Consider the following 14,767-nt stretch of genomic DNA (forward strand, 5'->3'; position numbering starts at 1 on the left):
TGATATATTGGTATGTAAAGTAAAAGGTCTATTATTATGAAAATAATAGAATAATTACAAGTAGGGAAAGCAAATACTCGATTTACTATATAATTTCTTTGTATTTTAAAGAGTGATGGAAGATAATATAGTTACTTTATGTAGCGGGATAAATACATATGCGAAAAGAGGAATAACGTATGCGATATATTACAGCTGGTGAATCCCACGGTCCGCAACTTACGACAATTTTAGAAGGTGTTCCGGCAGGATTATCTTTAGTAGCGAATGATATAAATGAAGAATTAGCTAGAAGACAAAAAGGATATGGACGCGGTAGACGCATGCAAATTGAGAAAGACCAAGTGCAAATTGTAAGTGGTGTTAGGCATGGGAAGACTATGGGGTCCCCGATTGCACTTGTTGTTGAAAATCGTGATTTTACACATTGGACAAAGGTTATGGGTGCAGAGCCGTTAACTGAGCAGGAAGAGAAAGAAATGAAAAGGCAAGTTACGAAACCTAGACCTGGACACGCAGATTTAAATGGTGCGATTAAATATGGTCATAGAGATATGAGGAATGTATTAGAGCGTTCTTCCGCACGTGAAACGACAGTTCGTGTTGCAGCTGGTGCAGTTGCAAAAAAAATATTAGCGGAATTAGGTGTACAAGTAGCGGGACATGTTGTCGAGATTGGTGGTGTACAGGCAGAAAATATCACATATAACTCTATTGAGGAATTACAAAGTACTACAGAAGTATCTCCTGTACGTTGTTTAGATGAAAAGGCCGGTAAAAAGATGATGCAAGCAATTGATGATGCGAAGGCAAATGGTGATTCTATCGGTGGTATTGTTGAAGTAGTTGTAGAAGGAATGCCAATCGGAGTAGGTAGCTATGTACATTATGATAGAAAATTAGATGCAAAATTAGCAGCGGCAATTATGAGTATTAACGCTTTTAAAGGTGTTGAAATTGGAATTGGTTTTGAAGCAGCACATAGACCCGGAAGTGAAGTACATGATGAAGTCCTTTGGGATGAAGTGCAAGGATACAGAAGAAAAACGAACAATGCAGGTGGATTAGAAGGTGGCATGACAACTGGTATGCCGGTTGTTGTGCGCGGTGTTATGAAACCGATACCGACATTGTATAAACCGCTTCAAAGTATTGATATTGATACGAAAGAACCTTTTACAGCGAGTATTGAACGTTCAGATAGTTGTGCAGTACCGGCAGCTAGCGTTGTGGCTGAAGCTGTTGTCGCTTGGGAGCTCGCGACAGCTTTAATTGAACAATTTGGATTGGATCGTATCGATCTTATACGTGAAAATATTGAGAAACATAATGAATATGCGAGGGGATTTTAATGGAGAACATACATATTCAAACGAAATCAAAAGAATATGATGTACATGTTGGAAGGGAGGCGTTGTTACATTTAACAACGCTTATTCAAAAAATGAATCCTGCTGTATCTAACATAATGATTATTTCTGATGAAGCTGTTGCATCACTGCATTTACAGACAGTTGTTGATGCATTGCAAGTAGAGCAAAAAGTATTTTCGTTTGTTGTACCGAGTGGCGAAAAAGAGAAGTCTTTTGAAAATTTCTATGAGGCTCACACTTCGGCTCTTGAAAATAAATTAGATAGAAATTCTTTAATCATCGCACTTGGAGGCGGAATGATTGGAGATTTGGCTGGATTTGTTGCCGCGTCGTTTATGCGTGGTATTCGCTTTGTTCAAGTTCCAACGACTTTATTAGCTCATGATAGCGCAGTAGGCGGGAAAGTAGCAATTAATCATCCACTAGGAAAAAATATGATTGGAGCGTTTCATCAGCCAGAAGCTGTTGTATATCATACGCCATTTTTACATTCACTTCCTGAAAAAGAGTGGCGATCAGGTTATGCAGAAGTGATAAAGCATGCTCTTATTGGTGATGTAGAGCTATATCATTGGTTAAAAGCAGAAGTGCAAACATTAACGGATCTTCGTGATGAAAAGTTAATTCATATATTAACGAAGGCGATTCCTGTGAAAGCGAATATTGTGTCGCAAGACGAAACAGAAAAAGGTGTACGTGCCCATTTAAATTTTGGGCATACGTTAGGACATGCTCTTGAAAAAGAGTTAGGATATGGAAATATTACTCACGGTGATGGAGTAGCGGTTGGTATGCTATTTGCCATGTTTTTAAGTGAGCAAGTGTACAAAATTGATCTTTCTTATGAAGAAATGAAGCAGTGGTTCTTGAAATACGGTTATCCAAAAATGCCAAGTGACTTGAATGTAGAACGTCTCGTTCAGTTGATGAAACAAGATAAAAAAGCAAATGCTGGAACAATTCATATGGTGCTTATGCAGGAATATGGGGGAGTGAATGTCGTATCTATTTCAGATGAGACTGTTCATATTGCGTTAGAAGCATTTCAAAAGGATATGGTCTAAAAAAGTTGGTAGAACAGGCATGAAATGCATATTTAAAGGTATTCTCGTAATGGTGACGGTTATGATGAAAGATGACAGTAAGGAATTATAAATCATATCAATGACTGGGGGAATAAAAGTGAGAGTAAAAGAGCAATTGTTAACTTTGAGAGCATATGTACCTGGGAAAAATATTGAAGAAGTAAAAAGAGAATATGGATTGTCAAAAATTGTGAAGTTAGCATCGAATGAAAATCCGTTTGGCTGCTCTGCGCGTGTGACAGAAGCATTAACTTCGTTAGCCAATCAATATGCACTCTACCCGGACGGGGCGGCTTTTGAGCTTCGTGAGAAAGTAGCAGAGCATTTAAGTGTAAAAGCGGAACAACTTTTATTTGGTAGCGGGTTAGATGAAGTCATTCAAATGATTAGTCGCGCTTTGCTACATAACGGAACAAATGTTGTAATGGCGAATCCTACGTTCTCACAATATTATCATCATGCTGTTATTGAAGGAGCGGAAGTTCGGGAAGTACCACTTGAAAATGGTATTCACAATTTAGATGCAATGTTACAGCAAGTAGATGAGAAAACGAAGATTGTATGGATTTGTAATCCGAATAATCCGACAGGTACATATGTAGAAAAACAAAAATTACTTTCATTTTTAGAATCAGTTCCAAAGTCAGCGCTCGTTATTATGGACGAAGCATATTATGAATATGCTGGGGCAGAAGATTATCCGCAAACATTACCCCTTCTTGAAAAGTACGAAAATCTTATGGTGCTACGCACATTCTCAAAAGCATATGGATTAGCTGCTTTTCGTATTGGATATGCGATTGGGGATGCAAAGCTTATTGGGCAGCTAGAGGTAGCAAGACTACCATTTAACACATCAACTATCGCCCAAGCGGTAGCAGTAGCGGCAATAGAGGATCAACAGTTTTTACAAGAGTGTGTGAAGAAAAATGCCGAAGGATTAAATCAATATTATGCATTTTGTAAGGAATATAACGTATTCTACTATCCATCTCAAACGAATTTCATTTTCTTGAAACTCGGTATACCTGGTAATGAAGCTTTCGAACGATTAATGAAAAAAGGATATATCGTTCGTTCTGGTGCAGCATTTGGTATGCATGATGGTATTCGTATTACTGTTGGATTAAAAGAAGAAAATGATGAGATTATTGAATTACTTACGGAACTTGTAAAAGAACAAGTGAAGAAAGAAGAAACGTATTCTTAAGAAATGGTGAAGGCTCCTGTAACAGGAGCCTTTTTCATTTGAACTGCAATAAGGGGAGTTGTTTGCACGTTCAAGAAAGAAAACGTTACAATAGAAGTAGACGTATAAGAAGAACTATTGTACATATAAACTATTTAAAATGTGAGGAGGATACAGTTTGAAACTAGTAGGAAGAAAAAATAGTTTGAATGGGAAAATTGTTGTTCCAGGAGATAAATCTATTTCACATCGCTCTGTTATGTTTGGAGCGATAGCGGAAGGGACGACGAAAGTATCAAATTTTTTATTAGGAGAAGATTGTTTAAGTACAATTGCATGTTTTCAAAAACTAGGTGTCCAGATTGAACAGAGTGGGAACGATGTCACGATTTATGGTAAAGGATTAGCAAATTTGCAAGAACCGAAAGAAGTATTAGATGTGGGAAATTCAGGGACGACTATTCGTCTGATGCTTGGAATTTTAGCAAATACGCCGTTCCATAGTACGATAATTGGGGATGCATCAATTGGAAAACGTCCTATGAAACGTGTTACAGACCCGCTTAGTAAGATGAATGCTCAAATTGATGGTCGAGAAAACGGACAATATACACCTTTATCTATTCGCGGTGGTAAGGTAAAAGGTATGCATTATCATTCACCAGTAGCGAGTGCACAAGTGAAGTCAGCAGTTTTACTTGCGGGTTTGCAAGGGGAAGGCGTAACTACAGTAACAGAGCCTATGCAATCTCGTGATCATACGGAAAGAATGTTACGTGCATTTGGTTGTACCGTAGATGTTAATGGACGGACCGTTTCATTACAAGGCGGACAACAACTTAAAGGTGCAGACATAGAAGTTCCAGGAGATGTTTCTTCGGCGGCATTTTTCTTAGTAGCTGGTGCAATTGTCCAAAATAGTAAGCTTGTATTGGAAAACGTTGGTTTAAATCCGACGAGAACAGGGATTTTAGATGTATTAACAAAGATGGGTGCACTTATTTCTATCAATCATATTAGAAATGAAGAGTTTGAGCCGTGCGGAGATATTACGATTGAAACATCTAAACTAAAAGGAATAGAAATTGGTGGAACTCTTATTCCAAGATTAATTGATGAAATTCCTGTAATTGCTTTATTGGCAACGCAGGCAGAAGGAATTACTGTTATTAAAAACGCTGAGGAGTTAAAAGTAAAAGAAACAAACCGTATCGATACGGTTGTAGATGAATTAGGCAAATTAGGCGCGAAGATTGAACCTACACCAGATGGTATGATTATATATGGTAAACAAAGTTTAAAAGGAAATACTGTTAATAGTCACGGCGATCATCGTATTGGGATGATGCTTGCAATTGCATCGTGTATTATAGATGGAGAAGTGAAAATAGAGAATAGTGATGCGGTCGCTGTATCGTATCCGAAATTTTTCGAACAATTAGCTGCGCTATAAGAGCAAATATAGGAAGAGGTAGTTCACTCAAAAGGTTGCGTTCTTACACCTAGTTGCTTATGATAAATGAACAGAAGAGAATATTTTTTGAATTAAAGGAGACGTTTATGCAAAAGTTTGAACAAGCTGTTTCTTATATTGAAAACGGTGAAGCCGAAAAAGGATTACAATTATTAAAAGAACAACTACGAGTTGCTAATGATGAAGAGAAGTATGATATCGCTCGTTACTATCATACACTTGGGTTTATGGATGAGGCGTTAGCAATTATTGATGATTTACGCTTGTTATATCCAGAAGAAAGTGAATTTACATTATTTTTAGCAGAATTATATATTGATTTAGATAAAGAAGATGAAGCGATTGAAGTGCTTCATGATATTCCAGAAAATGATGATCTATATGTTCAATCGCTATTACTTGTTGCAGATTTATTCCAAATGCAAGGTTTTGATGATGTAGCAGAACAAAAACTATTAAAGGCGAAAGAAATGATGCCAGACGAACCTGTTATTACGTTTGGGTTAGCAGAATTATATAGTAGTAAAGGTGAAGAGAAAAAGGCGATCACTTATTATGAATCGTTACTAGCAGAACATAAAGTTATGGGCGGTGTTGTCATTGCGCTTCGTCTAGCAGAAACTTTAAGTGCTATTGGAAACTGGGAAGAGGCAATCTCTTACTATGAGGCGGGGTTAGAAGAGCAAAAAGATATTCACTCACTATTTGGATATGCCTTCACATTATACCAAGGGGAAGAATATCAAAGAGCAATTGGTGCTTGGCAAGAATTAAAAGAATTAGATCCTGAGTACGCATCGTTATACATGTATTTAGCGAAAAGCTATGAAAAAGAAGGCATGCTTCAAGAAAGCTATGAAACACTTCAAGAAGGAATTAAAGTAGATGAGCTTTCTGTTCCTTTCTATGTAGAATTAGCGAATATTGCGGCGAAATTAGGTAAAATAGCGGAGGCAGAAGAAGTGCTTCAAAAAGCGCTGGAGCTAGATCCGGGACATTTAGGTGCGACATTAAAATATGCGTATATCTTAAAAGAACAAGAGAAATACGAAGAGCTAATTGCAGTTGTAGAGCGTACAATTGACAGTGGAGAACCAGATACACAACTACTTTGGGATCTTGCATTTGCAAAAAAACAATTAGAAATGTATTCGGATGCATTAAAACACTATGAAAGTGCATATACTTCTTTTAAGAATCATCCAGATTTCTTGGAAGAGTACGGTTATTTCTTATTAGAAGAAGGAATGCGAAAAGAGGCGAAAGAAGTATTTACGCAGTTAATACAACTAGACCCGACACAAATTCATATTGAAGAATTGTTATATAATTTAGAGGATTTTTCGTAAGTTGGAAGGAAACTGAATGCCGCTTCTTGAATCTAAAAAGAAAAGAGCAAGACAGAGGAGGGACTTAATCGCTATGAATACCCCTGTTTCTGTAAACGAGAAGAAGGATTTTGTAAAATGGTTTTTGAATAATTACCAACTGAAACAGCGTGAATGTGTATGGATTTTGAATTATTTAATGAGTCACGATCAATTAATGCATAAAGTCCACTTCGTAGAACATGCAAAATATTGTCCGCGTGGCTTAGTAATGTCAGCGAATTGTGTGAAAGACACACCGTTTCACTTTTTTAAACAAAATGTAATGACAACAGATGCAGAAAAGTCGTTTCATGATATTCGTTTGAATCGAGATGAGGATATTTATATTCAGCTTAATTTTAAATCATCGTTCCAAAATGCAAACTATGTAGCTGTATTAGAAGAAAATCCATATTTGCCAAAGCATATTGAAGTGAATGAAAAAGATCGATTGCTTGCAGAACGATTTTTAGAAGAAAGTGTATTCTCATTTAGAAGAGAGCGTCTTTTGAAACAAATTGATGAAGCTTTGGATAAGCAAGATAAGGAAGCATTTCATAGGTTAACAGCAGAGTTAAAAATTTTATAGAATTCATTTTGATTATGTAATCTTTACGAATTTCAGACTTTTTAAGAAAAACTACTTAATAATAGGTAGTTTTTCTTTTTTTACCTCTTTTAGTATGGTTTAATATATATAAAGTGAAAGTTCTGTCATTTATGGTGAAGGAGGGGAGAAAAGGTGAAATGGATTGTAAAAGATGTGGAACAGTTTGAGCAAGCGAGGGAGTATGTAGATACAGGGATTATCCCCCTTTTGTCTATTTCGGCAGCAAAAGAAATGAAAATGGTTGTAGAGCAAGGTGAATTTATTGAGGCTTTGAGTATGGAGTTGGAAAGGGAGTATAAAGGAAGAGTGCTTTTACTGCCCGCATTTACGTATTTGGTAGAGAGCCAAAAGAATGAAAAAGACCGTTTGCAAGAATGGACAGATCATTTGCAAAGGCAAGGTTTTAAGCATATTGCCTATGTGACAAGTGATTTTTCATGGAAAGAAGATATGCAAGAGTTGCAGGGTGATTTATTTTGGTTTCCATCGTTATCATTAGAGCAATTTAGTGATCAAGCGAAAAGGGAAGTTATTCGTGCTCACATAAAAAATATTATGGTAATGTTGGAAGAAAGATGGATAAGGTAACAATAAACAGAAAGTTCTTATTATTATGAGTAGTATGATATTGACCTATACAAGAGGGTATTATATCATGATAGTGTCCTAGTATTTATTTTTTATATAATTTTTTCACGAGGGGACAATTTCTGATAGAGGGGGGAAATTTTCGTGAGCGAGAAAGAACATCGTGTGTCAAGAAGACAGTTTTTAAATTACACACTTACAGGGGTAGGAGGCTTTATGGCGGCGGGTATTTTAATGCCGATGACGCGGTTTGCGCTTGATCCGGTGTTAAGAAAAGAAGCGGGAACAGATATGGTTGCTGTTGGACAAGTAAAGGATATTACAACAGAGCCGAAGCGCTTCGATTTTAAGGTGAAGCAGGTTGACGGATGGTACAAGTCTGAAGAGCCAAAATCTGCTTGGGTGCATAAAGATGAAAGCGGAGACATTGTTGCATTTTCTCCAGTGTGTAAACATTTAGGTTGCACAGTGAACTGGAATTCGGACAAAGCACATCCTAATCAATTCTTTTGCCCGTGTCACGGGGGACGTTACACAAAAGATGGGATGAACATTAAAGGCACACCGCCTCTTGCTCCACTTGACGTATACGAATCCAAAGTAAAAGATGGAACACTTTATTTAGGAAAAGCGAAGCCAAAAGGGGGTGCAAAGTAGATGCTAAATAAAATTTATGATTGGGTGGACGAACGTTTAGATATTACACCGATATGGCGTGATATCGCTGATCATGAAGTACCTGAGCATGTTAACCCGGCGCATCACTTTTCTGCATTCGTCTACTGCTTCGGAGGACTTACCTTTTTCGTTACTGTAATTCAAATTTTGTCTGGAATGTTTTTAACGATGTATTATGTGCCTGATATTAAAAATGCTTGGGAGTCGGTTTACTATTTACAAAATGAAGTGGCGTATGGACAAATTGTTCGTGGTATGCACCACTGGGGTGCCAGTCTCGTAATTGTAATGATGTTTTTACATACACTCAGAGTTTTCTTCCAAGGTGCGTATAAAAAGCCTCGTGAGTTAAACTGGATTGTTGGTGTTCTTATTTTCTTTGTTATGTTAGGTCTTGGTTTTACCGGATATTTATTACCGTGGGATATGAAAGCTTTATTTGCTACGAAAGTAGGGATTCAAATCGCAGAGCAAACGCCGCTCATTGGTCCTTATATTAAAACATTACTCGCTGGTCATTCTGAAATTGTCGGCGCTCAAACATTAACTCGCTTCTTTGCTATTCACGTCTTCTTCTTACCAGCAGCACTTCTAGGTTTAATGGCCTTCCACTTCATCATGATTCGCAAACAAGGTATTTCCGGTCCGCTATAAGAGATTGCTAAATTAAAGGGGAAAGAACAAAAGGAGGGAGATTATGCATCGCGGCAAAGGGATGAAGTTTGTAGGAGATTCTCGGGTACCGGTAGCTCGGAACCCAAATATTCCAAAAGATTATTCTGAATATCCAGGGAAAACAGAAGCGTTTTGGCCGAATTTCTTGTTAAAAGAATGGATGGTTGGTGCAGTTTTTTTAATCGGTTATTTATGTTTAACAGTGGCGCATCCGTCACCGCTTGAGAGAATGGCGGATCCTACAGATGCAGGATATATACCACTTCCAGATTGGTATTTCTTATTCTTGTATCAGTTATTAAAGTATTCGTACGCTTCAGGCTCATTTACTGTAATTGGTGCGTTTATTATGCCGGGGATTGCGTTTGGAGCGTTACTATTAGCTCCGTTTCTAGATCGAGGCCCAGAAAGAGCGCCATTGAAGCGTCCTGTAGCAACAGGGTTTATGCTTTTAGCAATTGCATCGATTATTTTTTTAACTTGGGAATCTGTAGCACACCACGACTGGGAAGCTGCAAAAAAACAAGGAGCAATTGTAAAAACAGCACCAGTTGATAAAAATGATGACGGCTACAAGTTAATGCAAAAAAATACTTGTTTAACGTGTCATGGTGACAATTTACAGGGCGGGGCGGCAGCACCGGCTTTGCAAAACTTAACTTTAAAACCAGAAGAAATCGCTAAAATTGCGAAAGATGGAAAAGGTTCAATGCCTAAAGGGGTATTTAAAGGTACAGATGAGGAACTGAAAAAGCTTTCGGAATTCGTTGCAAAGTATAATAAAAAATAATAGAAAAGCTGACTACAAAATCTGTAGTCAGCTTTTTATTTTGATGACGGAAAGTTTGCTATATAATAGAGTAGAGTTCGATGAAAGAATTACTTTGTTTGAAAGGTGTTGGACATACAGCTTGGTTTACTTGTATGCAATGTTAAGGCAACGTTCGGTACTATTATTTTTATTGGTTGTTAACATATTAGGTACAATTTACGGATTCATATGGTATGGAAATCAATTAAAAGAAACCTCACCTATATTTTGGCCGTTTGTACCAGATAGCCCTATAGCGACTCTCTTTTTTGTCTTTGTTTTAATTGCTTTTTTGATGAAGAAGAACTGGGGGTTAATAGAAGCGTTAGCGATAGTTACTTTAATAAAATATGGTGTTTGGGCTGTTGTTGTAAATGCAATTACGATTTATGTAAAAGGTCCTATTGGCCTTATGGGATATATGTTAATGTTATCTCATTTTGCGATGGCAGTGCAGGGAATGTTATATGCTCCGTTTTATCGGATAAAAAAATGGCACTTCACTGTAGCTGGCATATGGACATTACATAATGATGCAATTGATTATTTATTTTGGCAAATGCCGAGATACGGGATTATGCATTTGTTTGTAGAGAAAATTGGTTATTTTACGTTTTGGTTAAGTATTGTTGTACTGTGTATTACATATTATTATTGCTTACGTGAGAACCGAAAACAGTTTTCTTTATGATGATGAGGACATTTAGGGGGAGAAAATGAAGAAAAATAAGAGTGGTATAAACATATTGGATCGATTGATCACTTTAGTAGTTTCCTATAGCATAGCATTTTCTGTTTTCGCTCTCGCGGCAACGATAGTTGTATATGGAAAATGGTTGTATTATTTAGAAATTGATTTTTTAAATATTCCAGATTTAGCGGATATGACGAAAGATGAAATTAAGAGAAACTATGACGTGCTTATTACATATTTATCGCCGTTTTATGAAGGTGCATTACAATTGCCGACATTAGATATGTCCACAAATGGCCGCATTCATTTTGTGGATGTTAAAAATATTTTAGTAAAGATTCAATATATAATGTATGGAACGATTGTAATTGCTGTATTAGGAGGAGCGTATTTATTAAAAAAGAAAAAAGAAAAGTTTTTACTTCACGGAGCGATTCTTACAATTATTTTTCCAATAGCTCTTACGTTACCAATTGCTATTAATTTTGAAAAGAGTTTCGTATTATTTCACAAGCTTTTATTTAGCAATGATTATTGGATGTTTGATATTGAAACAGATCCGGTTATTTTAATGTTACCGGAAGAATTCTTTATGCATGCTGCATGTGTTATTTTATTATTGATTTTAGGCGGTAGCATACTTTGTTACGGTGTGTATAAATATTTAGTGAAAAAGAAAAGAGTTTCAAAGAAAAAATTCTCTGTTTAAAGAGAATTTTTTTGTTTTCATAGAGATAATATATTTTTTGATTTTGTTCTGTTCTATTCTTGTCCAATGCCACATATTTTGTACTAGTAGTTATAGGGGGGACCGGGATGAAGAGAACATTAATTGGACTGATAGCATTTCTAATTATAATGTTTCCAGTACGTATATATGCTGAAGAGTGGAGTGAACTAACTGGATTGCTAGATGACTCTTTGCAGTTAGTGAAGAAAAAAGAAGATGATAAGGCAATACAAGTACTGCACCATTTCTCAGAGCAATTCCTATCAAAGGAAAATGAAAAAAATTCAAAAGTAACTCCGGGACAAATTAGAGTCGTTTCTTTAGCATACGATAAGGCGAAACAATCTCTCGCGGAAGATTTAGATAGGCAAGTTAAAGTTGATAATATGTTAGCGTTACAACTTGCTGTTGATGCACAAGTATCTAAATATCAGCCACTTTGGATGGAAAGAGAAAGAAAGATAATGAATGCTTTTTCTCAAGTAGAAAAAGCGATGGAAAAAGACGATGATGGACAGTTCCAACAGACGCTAAATACACTTTTAAATGAATTTAATATTATTTATCCTAGTTTAATGATTGCCCTGCCAGAAAACGAAGCACAGCGTGTAAATGCACATTTATCTTATTTGGATGAATTTCGTAACGTTATGTTAAAAACGAAAGGTGGACAAATGCAACTAGGGATTATTAAAGGTGATTTGCAAAAAATATTTCATACAGTAAAAAAAGATGAGATTGCTCCCTCTCTCATTTGGTTTATGACAATTACTGGAGGACTTATTTTGTTCACTTTAACGTATGTTGGATGGAGAAAGTATAAAGGAGAGAGAGAGAAGCGGAGAAGTAACTTGCATTCTAAAGATAGATAATGCGTATAAATAAAGATACGGATTGTAAGGTTTATTTATTGACAACGGTGGAAGAAAAAAATAGAATGAGAAGTACTATAATTAAAACTTCAATGGAGGTTTATGATGTTTTATTTAATTTACTTCGCGATCATTTTGATCATACCGTTGTATGCACAGTCCAAAGTACGTAGTGCCTATAGCAAGTATTCACAAGTTTATTCAACATCAGGTATGACAGGAGCGGAAGTGGCTCGGAAAATTTTAGATGAAAATGGATTGTACAATGTAGCTGTAGAAGAAACGCCAGGTCATTTGTCAGATCATTATGACCCGCGTGTAAAGACGGTTAGATTATCGACAGATAACTACTATGGTCATTCAGTTGCTGGTACAGCTGTAGCAGCACATGAAGTAGGACACGCAATTCAAGATGCGAAAGATTATAACTTCATGCGTGTACGCCATTCGTTAGTGCCAGTTGCTAATTTTGGTTCAAACATGTCATGGGTTTTTGTCCTAATTGGTGTATTTGCACAAATGTCTGGTTTGTTGTTACTAGGAATTATTTTAATGGCAGCAGGTGTTATTTTCCAACTTGTTACATTACCAGTTGAGTTTGATGCATCAAAACGTGCAATGCAACAAATTGAAGCACTTGGTATCGTATCGACAGATGAGTACGGTCAAGCTCGTAAAGTATTAAATGCGGCAGCATTAACATATGTAGCAGCAGCTGCTGTAGCAGTATTTGAATTATTACGTCTCGTATTAATTTATACTGGTATGCAGCGTAGCGACGATTAAAGACTATCAATTATGATAGTCTTTTTTTGTTTTGTGGATTGAATCTTATAATATGTTACAAATGGAAATAATAGAGAGAATATGGGGTATAGAACTAATTAAAATAAAGATAAGTATGGAATGATGAAAGACGGTGACAGACATAGAATATCCAGATCATTTAGTTAAACAAGTGAGGGAGCGAAGTGCTACATACCAATTAGAAGGTTTTTTAAGTGGACAGGGCCCTAGAAATCCGAAATTAATGCTTGTTGGAGAAGCACCTGGTGAAACAGAAATTCATAATGGGATTCCGTTTAGCGGGAGAGCAGGAAAGCATTTAATGGAGTTTTTAGAACGTATTCACGTTACAAGGGAAGAAGTATATATTACGAGTGCGGTGCGGAGTAGACCTTATAAATGGAAAGAGAAAAGGGAACGAAATGGCGAAATAATACAGAAAAGGTATAATAGAACGCCAAATCAAGGAGAAATACTTGCCCATGCACCTTTGTTAGATTATGAGTTGGAACTTATACAGCCGCCTGTTATTGTTACACTTGGTAATATTGCATTACAGCGTTTAGTTGGTAAAAATAATAAAATTACGGATGTTCATGGCGAATTGTTAAAGCAACCCGTGCAGCAATTGAAAGATAGTAGCGGTACAGAATTCATATGGACTGAAAAAGAATATAATATATTTCCTACTTTTCATCCAGCTTCAATTTTTTATAATCGTAGTTTATTGGAGCTCATTTATGAGGATTTGGAGAAACTGAAAAGATATGTAATAAAAAACTAGAAAAGCTAAAGAGCTTTTCTAGTTGAATTTAATTATGTAACGGATTTTTATTTTCATCTAATGTAAATCCTTCGCCAACAACATCGTGTACATCACTTACAGCGACAAAGGCGTGAGGGTCTACAGAAGTAATGATATTTTTTAATTTCACGATTTCGTTTTTTGCAACAACACAATATAGTACATTTCGTTCAACTTTTGTATAGGATCCAACTGCTTTTAAAAAGGTTGCTCCGCGCTCCATTTCTGATAAAATTTTTGAAGCAATTTCATCATTTTTATCAGAAATAATAGTTGCTCCTTTTGCTGCATAAGCTCCTTCTTGCATAAAATCAATAACCTTAGCCCCGATAAATACAGCAACTAACGTATACATGCCTTCACGATATGATAAATATGTAAGAATAGAGACAATGATAACGATGGCATCAAACATAAACATCGTTTTTCCCATACTCCAGCCAACATATTTGTGAGCTAGTCTTGCGATAATATCAACACCGCCAGTAGTCCCGCCGTATTTAAATATAATTCCAAGTCCTATACCGATAAATGCCCCAGCGAATAAAGCAGCCAGTGTCATATCATTTTGCAAGTTTAAATGTAAGTTGAGTACTTCGTAGCGTTGGAAAATCCATAGGAATAAAGAGACGCTAAATGTACCGATTAATGTATATAAAAATGTTGTTCGGCCGAGTAACTTCCAGCCAATAAAAAATATAGGGATATTTAAAATTAAGTTTGTATAGGAAGGGTCAAGCGAAAATAGAAAATATAATAATAGCGTAATACCGGTAAACCCACCCTCTGCAAGATGGTTTTCAATATTGATATTTACAATGCCGAAAGAAAAAATAGCCGAACCGATTAAAATGAAAATGATATTTCGAATCTTCAAATTTGCTTTCATATAGAAATCCCCCTAGTTATGTAATGATTGGAATTGCTCCGCTTAAACGGTAAGACATAATAATAAGTTATTTCTAGTTGCTAGTAAAAATAGAGAATAGTATAAGGGCCTAATTAGTTCAGGCTGACCTTTTGCAAA

At 36.3% G+C, this 14,767-nt stretch carries 16 protein-coding genes; 15 read left to right on the plus strand and 1 reads right to left on the minus strand.

The annotated features are described in order from the left end of the window. Positions 1-179 precede the first annotated feature (179 nt). From aroC to MHB76_RS07640, 15 genes are all read left to right on the plus strand, one after another. Entirely contained in the window at positions 180-1,352 is a 1,173-nt protein-coding gene (gene aroC / locus MHB76_RS07570) for a chorismate synthase (protein WP_078174414.1), read from the plus strand. Continuing rightward, positions 1,352-2,437, plus strand: coding sequence for a 3-dehydroquinate synthase (gene aroB / locus MHB76_RS07575; RefSeq protein WP_340986115.1), 1,086 nt, complete (start codon positions 1,352-1,354; stop codon positions 2,435-2,437). Before aroC ends, aroB begins: the two co-directional genes overlap by 1 nt. Before the next feature lie 118 nt (positions 2,438-2,555). After that, on the plus strand, positions 2,556-3,668 hold the full coding sequence (gene hisC, locus MHB76_RS07580; protein ID WP_016104331.1) for a histidinol-phosphate transaminase: 1,113 nt from the start codon (positions 2,556-2,558) through the stop codon (positions 3,666-3,668). A 157-nt stretch (positions 3,669-3,825) separates the two neighbouring features. Beyond that, positions 3,826-5,100, plus strand: coding sequence for a 3-phosphoshikimate 1-carboxyvinyltransferase (aroA, locus tag MHB76_RS07585; protein WP_002158587.1), 1,275 nt, complete (start codon positions 3,826-3,828; stop codon positions 5,098-5,100). A 107-nt stretch (positions 5,101-5,207) separates the two neighbouring features. Next, the gene (locus MHB76_RS07590; RefSeq protein WP_002202607.1) at positions 5,208-6,470 is read left to right on the plus strand and encodes a tetratricopeptide repeat protein; all 1,263 of its coding nucleotides are present in this window, start codon (positions 5,208-5,210) and stop codon (positions 6,468-6,470) included. A gap of 73 nt (positions 6,471-6,543) precedes the next feature. Further along, a complete protein-coding gene (locus MHB76_RS07595; RefSeq protein ID WP_002086615.1) occupies positions 6,544-7,080 on the plus strand; it encodes a ReoY family proteolytic degradation factor in 537 nt (178 codons plus the stop codon). Between the two features lie 153 nt (positions 7,081-7,233). Continuing rightward, positions 7,234-7,689 carry a YpiF family protein gene (locus MHB76_RS07600; RefSeq protein WP_002158585.1) on the plus strand — a complete coding sequence of 152 codons (456 nt, stop codon included), beginning with the start codon at positions 7,234-7,236 and terminating at the stop codon, positions 7,687-7,689. A 144-nt stretch (positions 7,690-7,833) separates the two neighbouring features. Continuing rightward, complete coding sequence (gene qcrA, locus MHB76_RS07605; RefSeq protein WP_002158584.1) at positions 7,834-8,346, plus strand: menaquinol-cytochrome c reductase iron-sulfur subunit; 513 nt, start codon at positions 7,834-7,836, stop codon at positions 8,344-8,346. After that, positions 8,347-9,021: a menaquinol-cytochrome c reductase cytochrome b subunit gene (gene qcrB / locus MHB76_RS07610; RefSeq protein ID WP_000932700.1), complete on the plus strand. Its 675-nt coding sequence runs from the start codon at positions 8,347-8,349 to the stop codon at positions 9,019-9,021. A 43-nt stretch (positions 9,022-9,064) separates the two neighbouring features. Beyond that, positions 9,065-9,832, plus strand: a complete 768-nt coding sequence (gene qcrC, locus MHB76_RS07615; RefSeq protein WP_002158583.1) for a menaquinol-cytochrome c reductase cytochrome b/c subunit — start codon at positions 9,065-9,067, stop codon at positions 9,830-9,832. Between the two features lie 121 nt (positions 9,833-9,953). Then, positions 9,954-10,544, plus strand: a complete 591-nt coding sequence (locus MHB76_RS07620) for a DUF1405 domain-containing protein (protein ID WP_078174412.1) — start codon at positions 9,954-9,956, stop codon at positions 10,542-10,544. A 25-nt stretch (positions 10,545-10,569) separates the two neighbouring features. Then, positions 10,570-11,256 (plus strand): lipoprotein intramolecular transacylase Lit, encoded by a 687-nt coding sequence (lit, locus tag MHB76_RS07625; RefSeq protein ID WP_016104335.1) that lies wholly within the window; start codon positions 10,570-10,572, stop codon positions 11,254-11,256. A gap of 107 nt (positions 11,257-11,363) precedes the next feature. Next, entirely contained in the window at positions 11,364-12,149 is a 786-nt protein-coding gene (gene ypjB, locus MHB76_RS07630) for a sporulation protein YpjB (RefSeq protein ID WP_078174411.1), read from the plus strand. 105 nt (positions 12,150-12,254) lie between these two features. Beyond that, on the plus strand, positions 12,255-12,935 hold the full coding sequence (locus tag MHB76_RS07635) for a zinc metallopeptidase (protein WP_002086606.1): 681 nt from the start codon (positions 12,255-12,257) through the stop codon (positions 12,933-12,935). Positions 12,936-13,068: 133 nt separating this feature from the next. After that, the gene (locus tag MHB76_RS07640; protein WP_016104336.1) at positions 13,069-13,719 is read left to right on the plus strand and encodes a uracil-DNA glycosylase; all 651 of its coding nucleotides are present in this window, start codon (positions 13,069-13,071) and stop codon (positions 13,717-13,719) included. 28 nt (positions 13,720-13,747) lie between these two features. Here the strand turns inward: MHB76_RS07640 and MHB76_RS07645 are convergent, their stop codons facing one another. After that, entirely contained in the window at positions 13,748-14,629 is an 882-nt protein-coding gene (locus MHB76_RS07645; protein WP_002158577.1) for a YitT family protein, read from the minus strand. Between the last annotated feature and the right edge of the window lie 138 nt (positions 14,630-14,767).

Source organism: Bacillus sp. FSL M7-1345, assembly GCF_038006985.1.
GTDB classification, from domain to species: Bacteria; Bacillota; Bacilli; order Bacillales; family Bacillaceae_G; genus Bacillus_A; species Bacillus_A cereus_U.

Bases quoted from the DNA above. Each gene is read 5' to 3' on its own strand.
- MHB76_RS07635 (WP_002086606.1), top strand. From the start codon at position 12,255: ATGTTTTATTTAATTTACTTCGCGATCATTTTGATCATACCGTTGTAT.
- ypjB (WP_078174411.1), top strand. From the start codon at position 11,364: ATGAAGAGAACATTAATTGGACTGATAGCATTTCTAATTATAATGTTT.
- MHB76_RS07595 (WP_002086615.1), top strand. From the start codon at position 6,544: ATGAATACCCCTGTTTCTGTAAACGAGAAGAAGGATTTTGTAAAATGG.
- MHB76_RS07645 (WP_002158577.1), bottom strand. From the start codon at position 14,629: ATGAAAGCAAATTTGAAGATTCGAAATATCATTTTCATTTTAATCGGT.
- aroC (WP_078174414.1), top strand. From the start codon at position 180: ATGCGATATATTACAGCTGGTGAATCCCACGGTCCGCAACTTACGACA.
- aroB (WP_340986115.1), top strand. From the start codon at position 1,352: ATGGAGAACATACATATTCAAACGAAATCAAAAGAATATGATGTACAT.
- qcrB (WP_000932700.1), top strand. From the start codon at position 8,347: ATGCTAAATAAAATTTATGATTGGGTGGACGAACGTTTAGATATTACA.
- qcrC (WP_002158583.1), top strand. From the start codon at position 9,065: ATGCATCGCGGCAAAGGGATGAAGTTTGTAGGAGATTCTCGGGTACCG.
- MHB76_RS07590 (WP_002202607.1), top strand. From the start codon at position 5,208: ATGCAAAAGTTTGAACAAGCTGTTTCTTATATTGAAAACGGTGAAGCC.
- lit (WP_016104335.1), top strand. From the start codon at position 10,570: ATGAAGAAAAATAAGAGTGGTATAAACATATTGGATCGATTGATCACT.